Raw genomic sequence first — 18451 nt, 5'->3', positions numbered from 1 at the left:
CGGACGGCACGACGGAGGGCCCGGGAGCATCACCGCACCGGGCCCTGTGCACGTCGCGCGGAGGCGGGTGCCTCACCAGGACCGACTCAATCGCCCGAGGCCACGACCCACCACTCCTCTAGGTCCTCGGGACGTTCGTCCATGATGGCGTCGATGGCTCTGCCTACTCGGGCCTCGAAGGATTCCGGGGCCAGGCAACTGCGCGCGGTGGCTGTGCGCTCCCAGTACTCAGCGAAGGTCGGGCTACGGCGAAGGATCTTCAAGTTCCCGAGGAGTGCGCTCCGGTCAATGGATCCGATCTGGTGAGCCAACAGAATGAGCCCGTACTGCGCGTTCGCATTGAGCATCTGCCGACGCTCCTCATCGGACAAGTTGGCGAATTCGCCCGTACTAAGCGAGTCCGCCAGCACGGGATCGTCGATCGCCCGATCCAAGCGCTCGAGGAAGAAGCCTCTCAGCTGGATCAGGTTTGCCCTGTGTAGTTCCGTCGCGATCCTGTCGTATCCGTCCGCCATACGGCCGAGCTGCTGGACGAGTGATTGAAGCAGTTCCTGCAATAGCTCTTCCTGTTTCGGCACGGTCAGTCCCACCCCCGATCCGACGGAACAACTCATCCCTCCTCCAGCGTGCAAGCCGGAGCGGGAAGCGGAAAGGGGGCGCGCGTCGACTGGCGCACCATGCAAGCCGAGGGCCTGGGCACCTTGCGCCTCAGGCAAGACACCCAGCCCCTCACTTTTCACACGTCGGGGATATCGCGCTTGGCGCGCAGGAGCGTCTCGCGCGTGATGACCACAATGCGTTCGTAGTCAGCACGGGCAGCGTCAGACGGGAGCAACGCATCCAGCTCTTCGGTCCGGTCGGTTCCGATCACCGCGAAGTCGCCATCGCTTAGTTCGAAGAGGTCCGGGCACGACTCGCCCGTCACCGATCCTCGTTGGCGGGGTGTGTCCCCGAGGCGGCGAGTGATGTGGACAGACCGGAACTCTTTGCTTGGCACTGGGGTGACCTCTTCCTAACAGGCCCCAACTCTGGGCCCCTCAGCCCCAAACGAAAAACGCTACCCCAAGGCACGCGGAGTCATCCGGGCGGGCTGCCGTCTGCCCCCATCCCGACAACCCACCACTCGTCAGGGTCTTCAGCAAGCTCTTCCAGGATCACGTCAACGGCCTTCCCCACCTCTGCCTCAAGGGTCCCCCTCGGAAGACTCCGGCGGTGTTCCACCGTCATCTCCCAGTACTCCTTGAAAACACGGTTGCGGGCCAGGATGCGCAGGTGGCCGATCAGTTCGTTCCAGCCGTAGACGCCGATGCGGTGGCCTAGCAGCACCGCGCCGTACTCTCGGTTGGCGAACAACACTTGCCGCCGCTTGGCGTCCGTCAAGCTGTCGAGCGTGCTCATTGCTGATGCCAGCGCCGGATCAGCCATGGCATGGTCCACCTGAGCCGCGACGATGCGGTGATGCTGTATCAGGTTGGCGTTGCGGATCTCCTCGGCGAGGCGTGTTACTTCGCGAAGGAGAGCCAAGGCCAGTTCTTCCTGCCGCCGTCGCCAGACTTGTCGCGGATAGGGGGTGCGCATCCGACCGGTCCTCACCCTCGCTGAAGAACCGATACTGCGCGCATCTGGATTCTGTGTGGCCAATGCGAACCCCCGGGTCAGGCGTCCGGCTGCCGGTCGGTGGTCTCGTGGGCGGCACGAGGACCGGCGCGCGGGTGGGCACAGCGCCCCGCCCCCAGGATGCCGGGCGACTCAAGTCGGCGTGGGAGGCGGAGAGGGGGCGCATGGGTTCATGTCAGCCAACGCCCTGACATGTATGTGCCCAGCGCGCGCCGTCCGCATTCGCCCAATGAACCCGCTACACATGCATCAGTCCTGCTCAGAGCCCCTCTTCCGCGCGTCGTACCCCTCCCGCGCCTCCTGCACCGCCCCCATCCGCCGCGCCGTCCACTCCGCCAGCCCGCGTACCTGTTCCGCTGCCTCGCGGCCGAGGTCGGTCAGTGAATAGTCGACCCTGGGCGGGATCACCGGCTTGGCGTCGCGGTGGACCAGGCCGTCGCGTTCCAGGGTCTGGAGGGTCTGGGTGAGCATCTTCTCGCTGACGTTGCGGCCGTAGCCGCCGATCGCGCGGCGGAGTTCGCTGAAGCGGTGCGGGCGGTCGAGGAGGCGGATCAGGACCAGGACGCCCCAGCGGCTCGTCACGTGTTCCATGACCAGGCGGTGGGGGCACATCGCCTCGCCCGGCGTCATCGTCTCCGAGAGGAGCTGCTCTGCACTTACCGTCATGCCAGTACCTTACTTCAAAGTGGGTACTTTCGCAGAGTTAGCGCCTCCTCTAGGGTTAGTGCCAACGCACCCCACAAGGAGATCCCACATCATGAGCATCGTCGTCACCGGAGCCACCGGACACCTCGGCCGCCACGTCGTCGAGCAGCTGCTCGAGAAGGTCCCGGCCGAGCAGGTCACCGCCGTCGTCCGCACCCCGGAGAAGGCCGCCGATTTCGCCGAGAAGGGTGTGCGGATAGCCGTCGCCGACTACAACTCCCCCGAGACCTTCGACAAGGTCTTCGCGGCCGGCGACAAGGTGCTGCTGATCTCCGGCAACGAGTTCGACAAGGGCCGCCCCGCCCAGCACCAGGTCGTCATCGATGCCGCCAAGGCCGCGGGCGTGGCGCTCCTCGCCTACACCAGCGCCCCGGGCAGCCTCACCGCCGCGCTCGCCGACGACCACCGGGCCACCGAGAAGGCGCTGCTCGCCTCCGGTCTGCCCTACTCGCTGCTGCGCAACGGCTGGTACAACGAGAACTACACCGAGAACCTCGCCCCCGCCCTGGAGCACGGCGCTGTCGTACAGGCCGCCGGTGACGGCCGTATCTCCACCGCCTCGCGCGCCGACTACGCGGCCGCCGCCGTGGCCGTGCTGACCGGCGAGGGGCACGAGAACTCGACGTACGAGCTCGGCGGCGACGAGCCCTGGGGCTTCGCCGAGTACGCGGCCGAGCTGAGCCGGCAGACCGGCAAGGAGATCGCCTACAACGCCGTTCCCGTCGAGGTCTACACCGAGATCCTGACCGGTGTGGGTCTGCCCGCGCCCCTCGCCGGGATCCTCGCCGGTGTCGACGCCTCCATCGAGAAGGGCGAACTGGTCGTCACCTCCGGTGACCTGGCCCGGCTGACCGGCCGACCCGCCACCCCGATCGCCGAATCCATCGCGGTCGCGCTCAAGGGCTGACCCTCCGCCGCCCCTCCCCGGCCCGCCCGCGAAGCCCCACCCCCGGCTGTCATGACCGTATAGCGATACGGGCATGACAGCCGGGGGTGCTCGGCGTTACCTTCGTGCAGGCGAGGACGGTGCGAGGAGGAGAGTCCGTGAAGTCGAGGGGCGAGCGGCACATAGGTCTGCTGAACGGCTTCGCGGCGTACGGGATGTGGGGGCTCGTCCCCCTGTTCTGGCCGCTGCTCAAGCCCGCCGGGGCCGCGGAGATCCTGGCCCACCGGATGGTGTGGTCGCTCGTCTTCGTCGCCGTCGCGCTCGTCTTCGTACGGCGCTGGGCCTGGGCCGGTGAGCTGCTGCGGCAGCCGCGCAGGCTGGCGCTGATCACCGTGGCCGCCGCCGTCATCACCGTCAACTGGGGCGTCTACATCTGGGCCGTCAACAGCGGCCATGTCGTCGAGGCCTCGCTCGGGTACTTCATCAACCCGCTGGTCACCATCGCGATGGGAGTGCTGCTGCTCAAGGAGCGGCTCCGGCGCGTGCAGTGGGCGGCGGTCGGGGTCGGCGCCGCCGCGGTGGTCGTCCTCACCGTCGGGTACGGGCGACCGCCGTGGATCTCCCTCACGCTCGCCTTCTCCTTCGCCACGTACGGCCTGGTCAAGAAGAAGGTGAACCTCGGCGGGGTCGAGTCGCTGGCCGCCGAGACCGCGATCCAGTTCCTGCCCGCGCTCGGGTATCTGCTGTGGCTGGGCAACCAGGGCGACCTCAGCTTCACCGCCGAGGGGCCGGGGCACGCAGTGCTGCTCGCCTCGACCGGCATCGTCACCGCGCTCCCCCTGGTCTGCTTCGGCGCCGCGGCGATCCGGGTGCCGCTGTCCACACTGGGGCTGCTGCAGTACCTGGCGCCGGTCTTCCAGTTCCTGCTCGGCGTCCTCTACTTCGGCGAGGCCATGCCGCCCGAGCGCTGGGCCGGGTTCGCGCTGGTCTGGCTGGCGTTGACACTGCTCACCTGGGACGCGCTGCGCACCGCGCGGACGCTCAGGAGGGAGATCACGAGGCCCGGCCCCACCATGACGACGACCGGCACGGTCGGCGCCGCGCGGCCGGCGGAGAGCCTGGCCTCGGGTCCGGAGCAGCTGGACTCACCCGCCGCGAGGCCGTAGGACGGCGCCCGCGATGAACAGCGCCGGGAGCAGCGCCGGGAGCAGCGCCGGCCAGGGCAAGTCCGCTCCCGGCATGCCGCGTCCCTGCATGCCGCGTCCCCGCATGCCGCGTCCCTGCATGCCGCGGTCCGCTCCCTCGCGGCCCGGGCCGCGGCGCACCAACTGGACATCGTGGCGGCGCGGGGCCGCTGTCAGTGGGCACCGCTATAAGTGACGGTATGACACCCGTGCACTGGAAAGTCGTGATCGACGCCGAGGACCCGCACGCCCAGGCCGACTTCTGGGCCGCCGCGCTGCACTACGAGACCGAGGACAACAACGCGCTGATCCAGCGGCTGCTGGAGCTCGGCGCGCTGCCGCGCGAGGCCACTGTCGAGTGGCATGCCAGGCTGTCCTTCCGGGATCTGGTCGCCGTACGACACCCGGACGATCCGTACGACAAGGACAGCGGCACCGGTCTGGGGCGGCGGCTGCTCTTCCAGCGCGTGCCGGAGCCGAAGACCGTCAAGAACCGGCTCCACCTGGACCTGCACCCCGGGGAGGGCAGACGAACGGCCGAGGTGGAGCGGCTGACGGGACTCGGGGCGAGCGTGCTGCGCGAGGTCAGCGAACCGTCGGGGGCCTGGGTGGTCATGACGGATCCGGAGGGGAACGAATTCTGCGTCCACTGATCGCAGGCAGTCCGGTATACGAACTCCCCTGACCGGATTCCGCCCTTGACGGAGAGTCAACCGCAGCTTCACCATCCAGGCACCATTCGCTGTGGAATCCCTGTGACTCCAGGGGTTCCCACGGAATTCGGAGCCCCCCACATGAAGCTCTCGGTTCCCGGACGCGTCACGGCCACCGCCGTCGTCGCCACCGTCTCCCTCTTGGCCGGCGGATCCATAGCCGGCGCGGCCCCCGCGGGAACACCCGCGTTGGCCGCGGCCCCGGACATCCCGGTGGCCAACGTGAAGGCGCATCTGACCCAGCTCCAGTCCATCGCCACCGCCAACGGCGGCAACCGCGCGCACGGCCGTGCCGGCTACAAGGCCTCGCTCGACTATGTGAAGGCCAAGCTGGACGCCGCCGGATACACCACCACCATCCAGCAGTTCACGTCCTCCGGGCGCACCGGCTACAACCTGATCGCCGACTGGCCGGGCGGCGACACCAACCAGGTGATCATGTCCGGCTCGCACCTCGACAGCGTGACGGCTGGTGCGGGCATCAACGACAACGGCTCCGGTTCGGCGGCCGTCCTGGAGACCGCGCTCGCCGTCGCCCGGGCCGGCCACCACCCCACGAAGCACCTGCGGTTCGCATGGTGGGGCGCGGAGGAACTGGGCCTGGTCGGGTCGCGGTACTACGTCAACAACCTGTCGACGGCGAACCGTTCACGGATCAGCGGCTACCTCAACTTCGACATGATCGGCTCACCGAACCCCGGCTACTTCGTCTACGACGACGACCCGGCCATCGAGAAGACCTTCAAGACGTACTACGCCGGCCTCGGCGTCCCGACCGAGATCGAGACCGAGGGCGACGGCCGCTCCGACCACGCGCCGTTCAAGAACGCGGGCGTTCCGGTGGGCGGGCTGTTCAGCGGGGCCGACTACACCAAGACGGCGGCGCAGGCGGCCAAGTGGGGCGGCACCGCGGGGCGGGCCTTCGACCGCTGCTACCACTCGTCGTGCGACACCACGGCCAACATCGACGACACGGCCCTGGACCGCAACAGTGACGCGGTGGCGTACGCGGTGTGGGAGTTGTCGCAGTAACGGAACCTCTCCGGGCTACTGGTCGGCGTCGGCGCTCCGGGCGCGTTCCGCGAGGCGGAGCATGCGGGAGCGGGCCGACTCCAGACGGTCCTGCTCGTCGGCCGCCGGGCCCTGTCCGGCGGCCAACTCCGTCCACAGCGTGAGCAGTTCGCGCCCGAGGGCAAGGCCCCGCAGCGGATCCCGCACGGCCTTCCACGCGGTGGCGGCGCTCTGCACGTTGCCGTAGGCCGCCTCGGCGTCCCCGGCACGGTGGTGGACATCGGCCAGATCGAGGGAGATCTCCGCGGCCCGCACCGGCTCGCCGCCCAAGTAGGCGATGTAGGCGGCGAGTTCTCGCACCCGCAGCACGTCGGGGTGCTCGGCGCCCAGGGTCTCGGACGCCTCGCCGACCACCCGCTCCGCCAACTCGGCGGCCAGGTCCGTACGCCCCTCCCGCACGGCCTCGCTGATCCGCCCGACGGGCTCCGCGAGCCCCGTGGCGTCGTCGACCACCAGCCCCTCTCCCATGACGGCTTCGGCCACGGCGTCGAACCCCCGCACGGGGGCCGGCTTCGGACCGGGATCGTCCAGTAGGACCGGATCGATGAGGGGTGCGGGTGCGGGACGGGGGGTGGGCGAGGCGGTGGGAAGCGGCTGAGGAACGGCCGCGAAACCGGCGGGCGGGAAGGGAACGGGCTCGGGGGTGGGAGTCGGGGCGGGCGCAGAGGGCGGCTGGGAGGCCGGCCCGGCGTCCACGGGAGGCGCGTCGGGACCCTCCACGGTCTCGGGGCGTGGCGAGGCGGGCGCCGGCGTCGCAACCGGCGGTGGTGCGTCGAGGCTCGGTGCGGGTGGGGCAGGGGTGGGCTGGGGCAGGGGGCCGGGGGTGTAGGCAGGGTCGGTCGGTGACAGCGGGGGCGGGGTGGGGGTCGAGCCCGCATCCATCACGGGCGGCGGGCCGAACTCGCCTGTCGGGGGTACGACCGTCCCGGGGGCCGGAGCCGGAGCCGGGTCGGTGGGCCGAGAGGGCGGCAGCTGTCGTCGGACCCGCGTCTCGGGCGGTTCGGCGTCCGTGGGCTGCGGCTCGGGCAGGTTCCGCAGCCGGAAGGTCGGGGCCGGGTCCGGCGTGGGCTCTTCGAGTGGCCGGAGGATGTCGGTGGGCCGGTCGTGCGGGGCGAGGCCCGCGGGCGGCCAGGGCTGCTCGGCGGGCTGCTCGGCGGGTTCCTCGCCCGCGGCGGACGGCAGCGGCCGGTCGTCCCACGCGGCGTCGGCCCCGTCCGCCTCCTCCGGCGCGGCCATCCGTACCGGCTCCGCCGTGAAGCGGCTGGCGCCGTCCGTCGCGACTTCCAGGGGGACCACATAGCCGATGCGGGCATCGTGGATCGTGGCGTGGACGGGGTGCCCGCTGCTGAGAGCGAGGCGGTGGAGGTGGGTCAGGACGGTCTGCTGGAGTTCCTCGCCGGGCGGCGCGGTGACCGGTGTTCCGGCCACGGTCGCGGACTCACCCGTCAGGGGGACGCGGACGTCGATCGGGGTGGCCCCCCGCTGGTGGTCCCGCTTCTTGTCGCGGCTGAGTCGAGACATCTCATCCCTCACGGTCGTGCACGTACTGTCGAGTCTCTCCGCCCGCCCCCGGTTCTCACGTCACCGTGATGTCACAGGCCTGTTCCAGGCGAGGGCGGCCGGATGGGATGACAGAGTCGGTGCATGGGCATGCGCACTGACGTGCGACGAGAGGCGGAGAGCGTGCAGCAGGGGCCGGAGATCTGGATCCGCGGGCCGGTGGCCCCGGCCGGGAGGCGGTTCGCATGGGTCGGCACGCACGGCGGTGCCGGTGTCTCCACCCTGGCCGCCGTCTACGGCGGTCACGACAGCGGACGCGACTGGCCCGGCCCGGGCGCCCCGTCCTCCGTCCTGCTGGTCGCCCGTACGCACGCCGCGGGCCTGCTCGCTGTCCGCCGCGCAGTGGAGCTCTTCCGGCGCGGCGAGCACCCGCCGGGACTCGACCTCGACGCCGTCGTCCTCGTCGCGGACGCCCCGGGCCGGCTCCCGCGCCCGCTCGCCCGGCAGGTCAAGGAGATCGAGTCCACTGTCGACGTGTACCGCGTGCCCTGGGTCCCCGCGTGGCGTCTCGGCGACCTGAACGGAACCCCGCCTCGCGGAACCGACGCACTGGTCCGGCTCACCCGGCCCACGGCCCCGTGACCGCCGAGGACCTCGACCTCGCCTCCCTCTCCGCCGTGGACATCGCGTCCGCGGTGCGTTCCCGCTCGCTGCGGGCCGTCGATGTCGTCGCCGCGGCCCTGGAGCGGATCCGGCGCGTGGATCCGCAGCTGTGCGCGTTCGTCGAGGTGTGGGAGGAGGAGGGGCTGCGGCGGGCGCGCGAGATCGATCTGCGCGTCGGGGCGGGTGAGCGGCCGGCGCTGGCCGGGGTGCCGATCGGGGTGAAGGGACGACACGGGCTGCGCGGTGCGGCACGACTGCTCGCGGCCGGGTGCGTACCCGTCGGCGCGACCTCCGTGCCCGGTCCCGGGACTCCCTGGCAGACCTGGGGACTCGGCGCGCACGGTCGTACCGTCAACCCCTGGCGCGCCGACCGCACCCCGGGCGGTTCCTCGGCGGGCTCCGCGGCCGCGGTCGCCGCGGGACTCGTCCCGATGGCGACGGGCAGCGACGGGGCGGGTTCGGTACGGATCCCGGCGGCGTGGTGCGGGGTGATCGGGCTGAAGACGACGAACACCGGGGGTGGGGACGAGGGCCGAGGCAGGGGCGAGGTCAGGGGCGGGAGCCCCGAGCGCATCGGCAACCGAGCCGACCGCGGCAGCTCCGGCTCCAGCACCCCCGATGGCACCGACAGCCCCAGCTCCGGCTCCGGCTCCGGCTCCGGCTCTCCAAGCATCCACGCCGGGACCGGCATCCCAGGCACCCCAGGCATCCCAGGCATCCCCCGCCTCAGCCTCACAGCCCCCGGCATCCTCGTCCGCCACGCCCGCGACGCGCTCGCCTACTGGCACGCGGTCTCCGGCGACGGGGACGGGGACCATGACCGAGACCAGGACCAGGACCGGGACCAGGACCGGCGCGGAGACAGCGGCCCGGACCGGCACCGAGAGCGCACCGCGCCTCCCTCCCCCCGCCCCGTCACCGCCCTCTGGTCCCCCGATCTCGGCTTCGCCGAACCCGACCCCGAGATCGTCGGGATCGTCCGCGCGGCGGTCGGGCGGCTGGTCGGTGCCGGTGTCGTACGGCCGGTCCGACCGTCCCGCACACCGCCGCGTCTGCACGACCCCGCCCCCGCCTGGCTCGCCCTGCGCACCCCCGGTTCGGACCTGGGGGACGCCGACCGGATCCGGGCCGCCAACGACCGTCTCCTCGACGAGGTCTTCGCCGGTACCGATCTGCTGCTGACGCCGACGACCCCCCACCCGCCGCACGGCCACGAGGGGCCAGGTGACCGCTACTCCACCGCTCTCACCTGGGCGTTCAACCTCAGCGGGCACCCGGCGCTCAGTCTCCCGGCCGGTCTCGGCCCGGACGGCTGCCCGGTCGGACTCCAGCTCGTGGCCCGGCACGGCGGCGAGGGGTTGCTGCTGGAGGTGGCGCGGGCGGCGCAGGTGTCTCTCTGAGGGGCGCACCGGCGCACCCCTGGACCTGTACTTGCGTATGCATATAATGCATGTGCGAGTACTTACGTACGCCGATCAGCCGGGAGATCTCCATGACGCGCCGTTTCCTGTTCGTGCTCGGCAGCAGCCGCAGCGACGGCAACACCGAACTGCTGGCCCGCCGGGCCGCCGAGCAACTGCCCCCGGACGTCGAGCAGCAATGGATCGACCTCGCGGAGCATCCGCTGCCCGACTTCGAGGATCTCCGGCACGACACCGACCACGTGCGTCCGACGATCGGCCACACGGCGCTGCTCTTCGACGCCACGCTCGCGGCGACGGACATCGTGATCGCCTCCCCGCTGTACTGGTACTCCGTCTCCGCGCACGTCAAGCGCTACCTCGACTACTGGTCGGGCTGGCTGCGCACGCCGGGTGTCGAGTTCAAGGCGACCATGGCGGGGCGCACGCTCTGGGGTGTGACCGCGCTGGCGCACGAGGAGTTCGAGGTCGCCGACCCGCTGGTCGGCACCCTCAACAACTCGGCCGCCTACCTGGGGATGCGCTTCGGCGGGGTGCTCCTCGGCAACGGCAGCAAGCCCGGTGACGTCCTGCGGGACACCGACGCGCTCGCCCGGGCGAAGACCTTCTTCGACCAGGAGCCCCCGCTCGCGCGATTCCCCTACGAGCAGGTCACGCCGTGATGTCCTTCGCCGTGAACCTCGCCCACGCGGCCGAACCGAACACCGCCGCGTAGAGCGCCTGGAGGCCGAGGTTCTTCACCAGGTCGTCCCAGTAGACCGGCTCACGCATGAGGTCGGCGAAGGACAGCCAGTAATGGGAGAAGAAGTAGGGCTGGAGGGCGTGCAGTTGGGGGATCTGGTCGAGGATCTGGACCGTGATCAGCAGGCCGACCGTCGTGGCCATCGCCGCGATGCCGCTGTTCGTGAGCGTCGAGACGAACAGGCCCAGGGCCGCCACGCCGGTCAGTGACGCGGCCACCACCAGGGCGATGAGCAGGGCTCTTCCCAGACCCTCCGCGAAGGTGATCCGGGTGCCGGAGATCGTCGTCAGGTCGCCCAGCGGGAACAGGATCGCGCCGACCGTCAGTGCCGACAGGGCGACCACGAGGGTGGCGAGCAGGCAGAACGTCATCACCGTCGCGTACTTGGTGAGGAGCAGACGGGTGCGGCCCGCCGGGGCGACCAGCAGATAGCGCAGGGTGCCGGCGTTGGCCTCGCCCGCGATCGCGTCGCCCGCGATGACGCCGACGGACATCGGGAGGAAAAAGGGGAGCGTCGCGGCGAGGGCGGTGAACACCAGGAACAGGCCGTTGTTGGTGATCTGCGAGATGAACGCGGGGCCTCCCCCGCCGCCGTCGCCCGCTGAGCCGCCGTCACCGGTCTCGATCTTCACCGCGATGCCCACGAGGATCGGGACTGCCGCGAGTACGGCCAGCAGGGCGAGGGTGCGCCAGCGGCGGAACGTGGTGTGCAGTTCGTTGCGGAAGAGGGTGCCGTAGAAGGTGGTACGGCGGCTCACGGTCCGTGGGGGCCGCTCGCGCAGTTCCCCGCGCCCCTTGAGGTCAGCCTGCGACATCGAAGCCCTCCCCGGTCAGCGCCACGAAAGCGTCCTCCAGGGAGGCTCGTTCGATGCCGAAGCCCCGGACCCGCACCCCCGCCGCGACCAAGGCGGCGTTGATGTCGGCCAGGTCGCCGTCCGGCGGGTCGGAGGTGACCCGGTCCTCGGCGAGGACCACATCGCCGACGCCCTGTTCCTTCAGCACCCGTGCCGCGTCCGTCGGGTCCGGGGTCGTCACCACCAGGCGTCCCTTCGCCCCCGCCGCCAGCTCCTCCACCGGCCCCTGTGTGATCAGGCGCCCTCGGGCCATCACCGCCGCGTGGGTGCAGACCTGTTCGATCTCGTCGAGGAGGTGGGAGGAGAGGAAGACGGTCGTGCCGTCCGAGGCCAGCTCTCTGACCAGAGAGCGGATCTCGCGCATGCCCTGGGGGTCGAGGCCGTTGGTCGGTTCGTCGAGGACCAGGAGTCTGCGGGGCTGGAGGAGGGCGGCGGCCAGGCCGAGGCGCTGTTTCATGCCCAGCGAGTACGCCTTCGCCTTCTTGCCCGCGGCGGCCGCCAGGCCCACCCGGTCCAGGGCCGACGCCACGCGGGCACGCCGGGTGCGGGGGTCGGCGGTCGGGTCGGCGGCGTCGTAGCGGACGAGGTTGTCGCGGCCGGAGAGGAAGCCGTAGAGGGCCGGGCCCTCGATGAGCGCGCCGACGTGCGGGAGTACGGCCCGGGAGGCGCGCGGCATGGGGCGGCCCAGGACGCGTGCCGAGCCGGAGGTCGGTTCGATGAGGCCCATCAGCATGCGGATGGTGGTGGTCTTGCCGGAGCCGTTGGGGCCGAGGAAGCCGAAGACGCTGCCCGCCGGGACGGTCAGGTCGAGACCGTCCACGGCGAGCTGTCCGCCGCGGTAGCGCTTGGTGAGGGCGTGGGTGTGGATGACGCTGTCACCCGCGCCCGCCGAAGCGCTCTCGTCCGACCCCTCCGGGTCCGGCTCCGTGGCGGACGGCTGGTCCATCGGCTCCCTCGATTCGTCGAGCAGGTGCGCCCCGGCGGGCCCTACTTCCCCGCGTCGGCGGCCTTCACCAGCGCGTCCTTGGTGACCGCGCCGACGTAGACCTTGCCGTCGTCCGTGATCAGGGCGTTGATCAGGCGGGTCTTGAAGACGGTGCCCTCGCCGAACTTGCCGGAGACCTTGTCGCCGAGCGAGTTCAGGAAGCCGCCGACGTCACCGCCGACCTCGGAGCCGGACGGAACGCCCTGGCCGCCGGTGTCGAAGGTGGCGATGGAGTCCCAGCCGTCCCCGATGACGTTCAGCCCCTCGGGGCCGCCCTTGCCGAACTCGCCGGCCGGTCCCTTGCCGAACTCGCCGGCCGAGCCCCTGCCGAGGCCCTCGGAGTGCTCGGGCGCCTTGCCGGCGTCCCCCTCCTCGACCTTCGCGCCCTTCGGCGGGGTGAAGTCGAAGGTGGAGGCGGCCGGCTTGGCGAAGCTGACCTGGGTGAAGCCCGCGTCCACCACGGCGGCACCGCCGCTCGCCGGGGTGAGGGTGAACTTCAGCGGCAGTCCGGTCGCGGAGTCCACGGCCACGGTGATCTGACCGACCGTCGAGCCGTCGTCCTTGGGCTTGATGACCAGGCGGTAGGCGTCCCGCCCGGCGACCTGCGCGGTGCCCTCCACGGTCACCGACGTGGTCTTGTCGGCGGCCTTCAGGGCTTCCTCGGCGAGGTCCTTGGGCGTGGCCGGGAGCTCTTCCTTCTGCTTCCCGTCGCTCTCGGAGGCCGTGGTGTGGAAGACCGAGTTGGACTTGCTGTCGTAGCCCCAGACGTCCTTGCCGTTGTGGATGAGGCTGTACTCGGCCGCGTTCTCCAGCAGCGAGATCTTCTGCTTGTCCTCGCCGTCGGCCGCGACGCGCAGCGTGTGCGTGCCGGAGGCGAGCTCGGTGAGCTTGGTGGACGGGTCGGCGGACGAGCCGTCGCCCGAGCCGGAGGGTCCGGCGGCGGAGCCGAGGGAGCTCTCCAGACCGCCGAGGTCCGGCAGTCCGAGATCGGTGGTGATCTTCACGGTGCCGGACAGCTGCTGCACGTCCGAGGCGGCGATCTTCTCGATGAGTTCCTGTGCGCTGATCTTCGGCAGGTCGGGGTCGCCGGAGTCGGCGAGCGCCGGGACGAGCCCGATGGTCGCCGCCGCGACCCCCACCACCGTGGCGGGCACGACGTATCGCGCGGCCTTGCGCCGGCGCGCCGCGCGCAGTTCCTCGGCGTCAGCGGCGGTCGCGCTGTCGTCGGATTCGTACGGTGCCATGTGTGCCTTACCTCCGTCGTCGGCGGCGGCTGTCAACTCCCCTGCGTCCACCCCGTAGCCGCCATTCTCACCCGAATCGGTGAGGAGTGGTGTTTTCCGTGGTGTCCATCTGACCAAATCGGCCATGAGCATGCGTCAGCCCTCGGGGCCAACTCCGTGTACACCTGGGGTATGACACGACATGCCGGCGCCCCCTACGACCCGTAGGGGGCGCCGGCTTTCGGGACGGTCAGCCGCGCAGGAACACGTAGTCGGCCTGGTAGGGGACGCCGACGATCGTGCCCGGCCGGCAGGAGCCTGCCGGGGCGATGCCGCCGACGGTGTTCAGCCGCAGGATCTCCGCGGTGCCGGCGAGCAGGCCGTGGTGGCGGCCGGACTGCGTGGCCCTGAGGTCGAGCTCGGGGATGTTCCGGTCCCCGTTGGGCGTCTTGGAGACGAGGGTGCCGGTGACCGCGCTGCGGTCGGGCGCGATCCACTGCGGGGTACCGGAGCCGGGCCGGACGAAGGAGTGCGCGATGCGGCCGCCGAGCACGGCGCTGACGTCCCGCTGGGCGAAGGCGTACCCGCCGCCCTCGGCCGGCTTGCACTGGTAGATCTGCTTGCCCTTGACCACGGACGCCTGGAAGTTGTGGAGCGCGGCGCGGAAGTCGAAGGCGGCGACGGTGACCTTGTGGAGCTGGCCGCGGACGGCTCCGCCCGGGAACTGAGCGGTGTGCAGGTTGGCGTAGAAGGAGTTCGGGTCGGCCTTGAGCCGTCCGAGCAGGGCCTTGTCCTCGACCTTCACGGTGCCGGTGACGGTGTGGTTGCGGCTGTTCTTCAGCAGGCCGGTGAAGTCGACCTTGATGCCGCCGTTGACGCCCCGCGCGCCCTGGTGGATGTGGAGGGCGGTGGGCCTGGCGACCCCGGCCCACTTCACGGCGACGGACACCTTGTCGCCCTTGACCTTGATGAACTCCAGTGCGGCGCCGTCCTTGTCGCCGACGGCGGGGCCGCCCGCGACGGGTACCTCGTTGGCCCCGCGCAGGCTCGCGGCGAGCAGTGTGCCGCCTTTGCCGCTCGTCGCGGCAGCGGCCGCGTCGCGGCTCACGATCTCCTGCCCGCTCCCCGCGTGGCCGGAGGGACCCTCGTGGCCGGAGTGACCGGCGCGCCCGGAGTGACCCGCGTGGTCGGCGCGGGTGGCTCCGGTGGCGAAGGCGGGTATCACCGCGGCGGCGATCCCGCCGGCGGCGGCCACCGCGACCGCGGTGACGACGAGGCTCTTACGGCGTGCCGAGAACGTCGTGTTGATGCCCATGATCCTGTTTTCTCCCCGTATTGCGGCCGACGCCCCCTGCGTCGGCTTCTGTGCATGCAATTCGGAGGAGATCTCAGGTTGGATTTAGTCCAACGTAGTGACGTACATCACTATCCCGCGCGGTGGACCACCGCGTCGCACAGTTCCATCAGCGCCGCCTTCGCGTCGCACTCCCGCAGCGGGGCGAGCGCCGCGCGCGCGTCCTGCGCGTAGCGCACGGTGTCCCGGCGGGCCTGCTCCAGCGCGGGGTGTCCGCGCAGGGCGGCCAGCGCCTCCGCGTGCCGTGCGTCGTCCGTGAGGTCGGAGTCGAGCAGCTCGCACAGGGCGATGTCCTCGGCGAGACCGAGCCGGGCGGCCCGCTCCCGCAGCCGCAGCACCGGCATCGTGGGAATGCCCTCGCGCAGGTCCGTGCCCGGCGTCTTGCCGGACTCGTGGGAGTCGGAGGCGATGTCCAGGACGTCGTCCGCGAGCTGGAAGGCCACGCCGAGACGCTCGCCGTACTGGGTCAGGACGTCCACGACCGTCTCGTCGGCGCCCGACATCATCGCCCCGAAGCGGCACGAGACCGCGACCAGCGAGCCGGTCTTGCCGCCGAGCACGTCGAGGTAGTGCTCGACCGGATCACGGCCGTCCTGCGGCCCCGCCGTCTCCAGGATCTGGCCGGTGACCAGGCGCTCGAACGCCTCCGACTGCACCCGGACCGCCTCGGGCCCGAGGTCGGCCAGGATGTGCGAGGCGCGGGCGAACAGGAAGTCGCCCGTCAGCACGGCCACCGAGTTGCCCCAGCGGGTGTTGGCGCTGTCGACACCCCGCCTGACCTCGGCCTCGTCCATGACGTCGTCGTGGTACAGCGTCGCGAGGTGGGTCAGCTCCACCACCACGGCCGACGGCACCACGCCCGGGGCGTAGCGGTCACCGAACTGGGCGGCGAGCATCACGAGCAACGGCCGGAACCGCTTCCCGCCCGCCCGCACCAGATGCTGGGCGGCCTCCGTGATGAAGGGAACCTCGCTCTTGGTGGCCTCGAGCAATCCCTCCTCGACAGCCGCCAATCCGGCCTGGACATCGGCTTCCAGAGCCTGGTCCCGCACGCTCAGCCCGAACGGCCCGACGACGGTCACGAGGGGTCTCCTGTCTGCTGGTGTCTTCTGGCGGTCACACGGAATGTCGATAGGTCGCTGCCATCACTCAAGTCAGCGTATCCGGTCACCTTTGGATCACCGATAGCGCCCGCCCCGTCCATGCCAGGCGGTATCGGATCACGACCGGTATGTTTTTGATCACCTGAAAAGAACGGATATCCATCGACTTGTAGGGAAGTAGTCGCGCGTGTCCCGAACCGGCGCCGAGATCGGGCCCCGGCCGCACCGCGCCGTGCTCCCGGTGCACTGAGACCGACGGGACCCCACCGATGCGCATCCGTACGTCCTTCCCCTACGAGACGGCCCACGAGGACATCCGTGTCCCGCTCGCCGACGGGACGCGCCTGTACGCACGCGTGTGGCGGCCCCTCACCCCCGAACGGGTACCCGCGATCCTCGAGTACCAGCCGTATCGCCTCACCGACCGGACCGCGCCCCGCGACCGGCAGCGCCACCCCTGGTACGCGGGCCACGGCTACGCCTCCGTCCGCGTGGACGTGCGCGGGCACGGCAACAGCGAGGGCGTCCCGGGCGATGCGTACTCGGCGACCGAACTCGCCGACGGGGTCGAGGTCGTCAACTGGCTGGCCGCGCAGCCCTGGTGCGACGGCCGGGTCGGCATGTTCGGCATCTCCTGGGGCGGCTTCACCTCCCTGCGGATCGCGGCCCTCGCACCCGAGCCGCTCAAGGCGGTCGTCACGGTGTGCTCCACCGACGACCGCTATGACAACGACGTGCACTACCTGGGAGGTTCCGTCCTCGCGGTGGACATGCACGCGTGGGCGGCGACGATGCTCGCCCTCGTCTGCCGCCCGCCGGATCCGCTGTACGCGGGCGAGGCGTGGCGGGACCTGTGGCTCGAGCGCCTGGAACAGGTCGACCCGTTCCTCCACACCTGGCTCGACCACCAGACCCGCGACGACTACTGGCGGCGGGGCAGCGTCCGCGAGGGCCTCGGCACGATCGGCGCGGCCGTCCTCGCGGTGGGCGGCTGGCACGACCCGTACCGTGACACGGTCCTCCGGCTCGTCGAGCACCTGCCGGCCGACCGCGTTCGGGGAATCGTCGGCCCCTGGTCCCACCAGTACCCGGACCGCGGCCGGCCGCCCGGCCCGGCGATCGGCTTCCTCCAGGAGACCCTGCGCTGGTGGGACCAGCACCTCAAGGGCGTCGACACCGGCGTCATGCGAGAACCGCTCCTGCGCTCCTACGTCGTGGACTCCCACTCCCCGGCGACGGTCCACGCCACCCTGCCGGGCCGCTGGGTCGGCGAACCGGCCTGGCCTTCCCCGAACGTGACGACGGTGTCGTACGGCCTTCAGGGCGCCCCCGTCCTGGTCCGCTCCCCGCAGCACACGGGCGTGGACGCCGGCCGGTTCCTCCCGTTCGGGAACGACGCGGACCTGCCGCCGGACCAGCGGGAGGAGGACGCCCGCTCGGCCTGCTTCGAGTTCGCGGTGGGCGAGGAGACATGGGTGCTGGGGCAACCCAGGGTGCGGCTCAGGGTGACCTCGGAGGTGTCGCGCGGGCAGGTCGTCGCGCGGCTGTGCGACGTGGCCCCCGACGGGTCGTCGACCCTCGTGACCCGGGGCGCGCTGAACCTCTCCGCACGCCATGGCCAGGACCGGGTGGTGCCCTGGGAGCCGGGGGCCACGCAGGAGGTGACGCTCGCGCTGAACGGCATCGGGCACGCCTTCCCGCCGGGCCACCGCATCCGGCTGGCCGTCTCCTCCGCGTACTGGCCGTGGATCTGGCCGCAGCCCGGGTCGCAGGCGGGGTTCATGTTGGACCCGGCGGGCAGCTTCCTCGAACTGCCGGTACGCGCGCGTGAGGCGTCCTCGGACATCGTGTTCGAGGAGCCGGAGCAGTCCGCGCCGCTGGGGGCCGGCCTCCCGGCCACGCTGGACGAGCCCCGCCCGGAGCGCCTGGTCGTCCGTGACGTGGCCAAGGGCGAGTGGCGCCTGGAGGTCGACCCCCGCGGCGGCGGCACGCGCGTGTACCCCGACGGTCTGGAGTGCACCGAGGAAGCGCTGGAGACGTACACCGTCGACGAGAACGATCCCCTGTCCGCCCGCACCCGCTCGGACCGGTCGATCCGGCTGCACCGGCCGGAGCTCGCGTGGGACACCACCGTCCGCTCCCGCTCGGAGATCACCTGTGACGGGACGGATTTCCGCACCGCGAACGAGGTGGTCTGCACCGAGGGCGGCGAGGTGGTCTTCCACCGGACGTGGGAGAAGCGGATCCCACGGACTGCCGGTTGACTATGAGTTGAGCCCCTTGCCCGTTTTGCACGTCTTGCGCACGGGCGTGACTTGACTCACTCGGGCTGACGGGTCGACGGATATCCGGAACCATTCAATCCGCCTTCCCTTGCGTGCCAGTTGAGGCTTGCGGCCGCAAAGGATCAAGTGCCCCAAATGCCACCGA

18 protein-coding genes are annotated in these 18451 nt (G+C 71.1%); 8 read left to right on the top strand and 10 right to left on the bottom strand.

Features of this window, described 5'->3' with window-relative positions:
* Nucleotides 1–86: 86 nt before the first annotated feature.
* The 4 genes from IOD14_RS03840 to IOD14_RS03825 all read right to left on the bottom strand — a co-directional run bounded on the left by IOD14_RS03840 (nucleotide 87) and on the right by IOD14_RS03825 (nucleotide 2283).
* The gene (locus IOD14_RS03840; protein WP_212669651.1) at nucleotides 87–590 is read right to left on the bottom strand and encodes a DUF6082 family protein; all 504 of its coding nucleotides are present in this window, start codon (nucleotides 588–590) and stop codon (nucleotides 87–89) included.
* 146 nt (nucleotides 591–736) lie between these two features.
* A complete protein-coding gene (locus IOD14_RS03835) occupies nucleotides 737–997 on the bottom strand; it encodes a hypothetical protein (RefSeq protein WP_212669650.1) in 261 nt (86 codons plus the stop codon).
* Between the two features lie 80 nt (nucleotides 998–1077).
* Nucleotides 1078–1578, bottom strand: coding sequence for a DUF6082 family protein (locus IOD14_RS03830; RefSeq protein WP_249125820.1), 501 nt, complete (start codon nucleotides 1576–1578; stop codon nucleotides 1078–1080).
* A 288-nt stretch (nucleotides 1579–1866) separates the two neighbouring features.
* Nucleotides 1867–2283 (bottom strand): helix-turn-helix domain-containing protein, encoded by a 417-nt coding sequence (locus tag IOD14_RS03825; protein WP_212669648.1) that lies wholly within the window; start codon nucleotides 2281–2283, stop codon nucleotides 1867–1869.
* A gap of 91 nt (nucleotides 2284–2374) precedes the next feature.
* Here IOD14_RS03825 and IOD14_RS03820 point away from each other — a divergent pair, with 91 nt between their 5' ends.
* The 4 genes from IOD14_RS03820 to IOD14_RS03805 all read left to right on the top strand — a co-directional run bounded on the left by IOD14_RS03820 (nucleotide 2375) and on the right by IOD14_RS03805 (nucleotide 6137).
* Nucleotides 2375–3229: an SDR family oxidoreductase gene (locus tag IOD14_RS03820; protein WP_212669647.1), complete on the top strand. Its 855-nt coding sequence runs from the start codon at nucleotides 2375–2377 to the stop codon at nucleotides 3227–3229.
* 137 nt (nucleotides 3230–3366) lie between these two features.
* Nucleotides 3367–4374 carry an EamA family transporter RarD gene (gene rarD / locus IOD14_RS03815; protein ID WP_123991060.1) on the top strand — a complete coding sequence of 336 codons (1008 nt, stop codon included), beginning with the start codon at nucleotides 3367–3369 and terminating at the stop codon, nucleotides 4372–4374.
* 218 nt (nucleotides 4375–4592) lie between these two features.
* The gene (locus IOD14_RS03810) at nucleotides 4593–5045 is read left to right on the top strand and encodes a VOC family protein (protein WP_123991059.1); all 453 of its coding nucleotides are present in this window, start codon (nucleotides 4593–4595) and stop codon (nucleotides 5043–5045) included.
* A gap of 141 nt (nucleotides 5046–5186) precedes the next feature.
* On the top strand, nucleotides 5187–6137 hold the full coding sequence (locus IOD14_RS03805; protein ID WP_123991058.1) for a M28 family metallopeptidase: 951 nt from the start codon (nucleotides 5187–5189) through the stop codon (nucleotides 6135–6137).
* Between the two features lie 15 nt (nucleotides 6138–6152).
* Here IOD14_RS03805 and IOD14_RS03800 read toward each other — a convergent pair whose 3' ends face one another.
* Nucleotides 6153–7697: a hypothetical protein gene (locus IOD14_RS03800; RefSeq protein WP_212669646.1), complete on the bottom strand. Its 1545-nt coding sequence runs from the start codon at nucleotides 7695–7697 to the stop codon at nucleotides 6153–6155.
* 129 nt (nucleotides 7698–7826) lie between these two features.
* Between IOD14_RS03800 and IOD14_RS03795 the strand changes: the two genes are divergently transcribed.
* The 3 genes from IOD14_RS03795 to IOD14_RS03785 all read left to right on the top strand — a co-directional run bounded on the left by IOD14_RS03795 (nucleotide 7827) and on the right by IOD14_RS03785 (nucleotide 10422).
* Nucleotides 7827–8318 carry a DUF6668 family protein gene (locus tag IOD14_RS03795; RefSeq protein ID WP_123992816.1) on the top strand — a complete coding sequence of 164 codons (492 nt, stop codon included), beginning with the start codon at nucleotides 7827–7829 and terminating at the stop codon, nucleotides 8316–8318.
* Nucleotides 8315–9739: an amidase gene (locus IOD14_RS03790; protein WP_212669645.1), complete on the top strand. Its 1425-nt coding sequence runs from the start codon at nucleotides 8315–8317 to the stop codon at nucleotides 9737–9739. The genes IOD14_RS03795 and IOD14_RS03790 overlap by 4 nt, the downstream gene beginning before the upstream one ends.
* A gap of 92 nt (nucleotides 9740–9831) precedes the next feature.
* Nucleotides 9832–10422, top strand: a complete 591-nt coding sequence (locus IOD14_RS03785) for an NAD(P)H-dependent oxidoreductase (RefSeq protein WP_123991056.1) — start codon at nucleotides 9832–9834, stop codon at nucleotides 10420–10422.
* Here the strand turns inward: IOD14_RS03785 and IOD14_RS03780 are convergent.
* The 5 genes from IOD14_RS03780 to IOD14_RS03760 form a co-directional block, all read right to left on the bottom strand.
* A complete protein-coding gene (locus IOD14_RS03780) occupies nucleotides 10412–11317 on the bottom strand; it encodes an ABC transporter permease (RefSeq protein WP_212669644.1) in 906 nt (301 codons plus the stop codon). The genes IOD14_RS03785 and IOD14_RS03780 overlap by 11 nt on opposite strands.
* Nucleotides 11304–12302 (bottom strand): ABC transporter ATP-binding protein, encoded by a 999-nt coding sequence (locus IOD14_RS03775; RefSeq protein ID WP_212669643.1) that lies wholly within the window; start codon nucleotides 12300–12302, stop codon nucleotides 11304–11306. Before IOD14_RS03775 ends, IOD14_RS03780 begins: the two co-directional genes overlap by 14 nt.
* Nucleotides 12303–12343: 41 nt before the next feature.
* Entirely contained in the window at nucleotides 12344–13585 is a 1242-nt protein-coding gene (locus tag IOD14_RS03770; RefSeq protein WP_212669642.1) for a sigma-E factor regulatory protein RseB domain-containing protein, read from the bottom strand.
* A gap of 229 nt (nucleotides 13586–13814) precedes the next feature.
* The gene (locus IOD14_RS03765) at nucleotides 13815–14879 is read right to left on the bottom strand and encodes a CHRD domain-containing protein (protein WP_212669641.1); all 1065 of its coding nucleotides are present in this window, start codon (nucleotides 14877–14879) and stop codon (nucleotides 13815–13817) included.
* Between the two features lie 110 nt (nucleotides 14880–14989).
* Nucleotides 14990–16000: a polyprenyl synthetase family protein gene (locus IOD14_RS03760; RefSeq protein WP_123991051.1), complete on the bottom strand. Its 1011-nt coding sequence runs from the start codon at nucleotides 15998–16000 to the stop codon at nucleotides 14990–14992.
* Nucleotides 16001–16290: 290 nt separating this feature from the next.
* Here IOD14_RS03760 and IOD14_RS03755 point away from each other — a divergent pair, with 290 nt between their 5' ends.
* Nucleotides 16291–18285, top strand: a complete 1995-nt coding sequence (locus tag IOD14_RS03755; protein ID WP_212669640.1) for a CocE/NonD family hydrolase — start codon at nucleotides 16291–16293, stop codon at nucleotides 18283–18285.
* The last annotated feature ends 166 nt before the right edge of the window (nucleotides 18286–18451 follow it).

It is taken from the genome of Streptomyces sp. A2-16, assembly GCF_018128905.1.
Taxonomy (GTDB): domain Bacteria; phylum Actinomycetota; class Actinomycetes; order Streptomycetales; family Streptomycetaceae; genus Streptomyces.
This window is presented reverse-complemented; position numbering and strand designations above follow the sequence as displayed.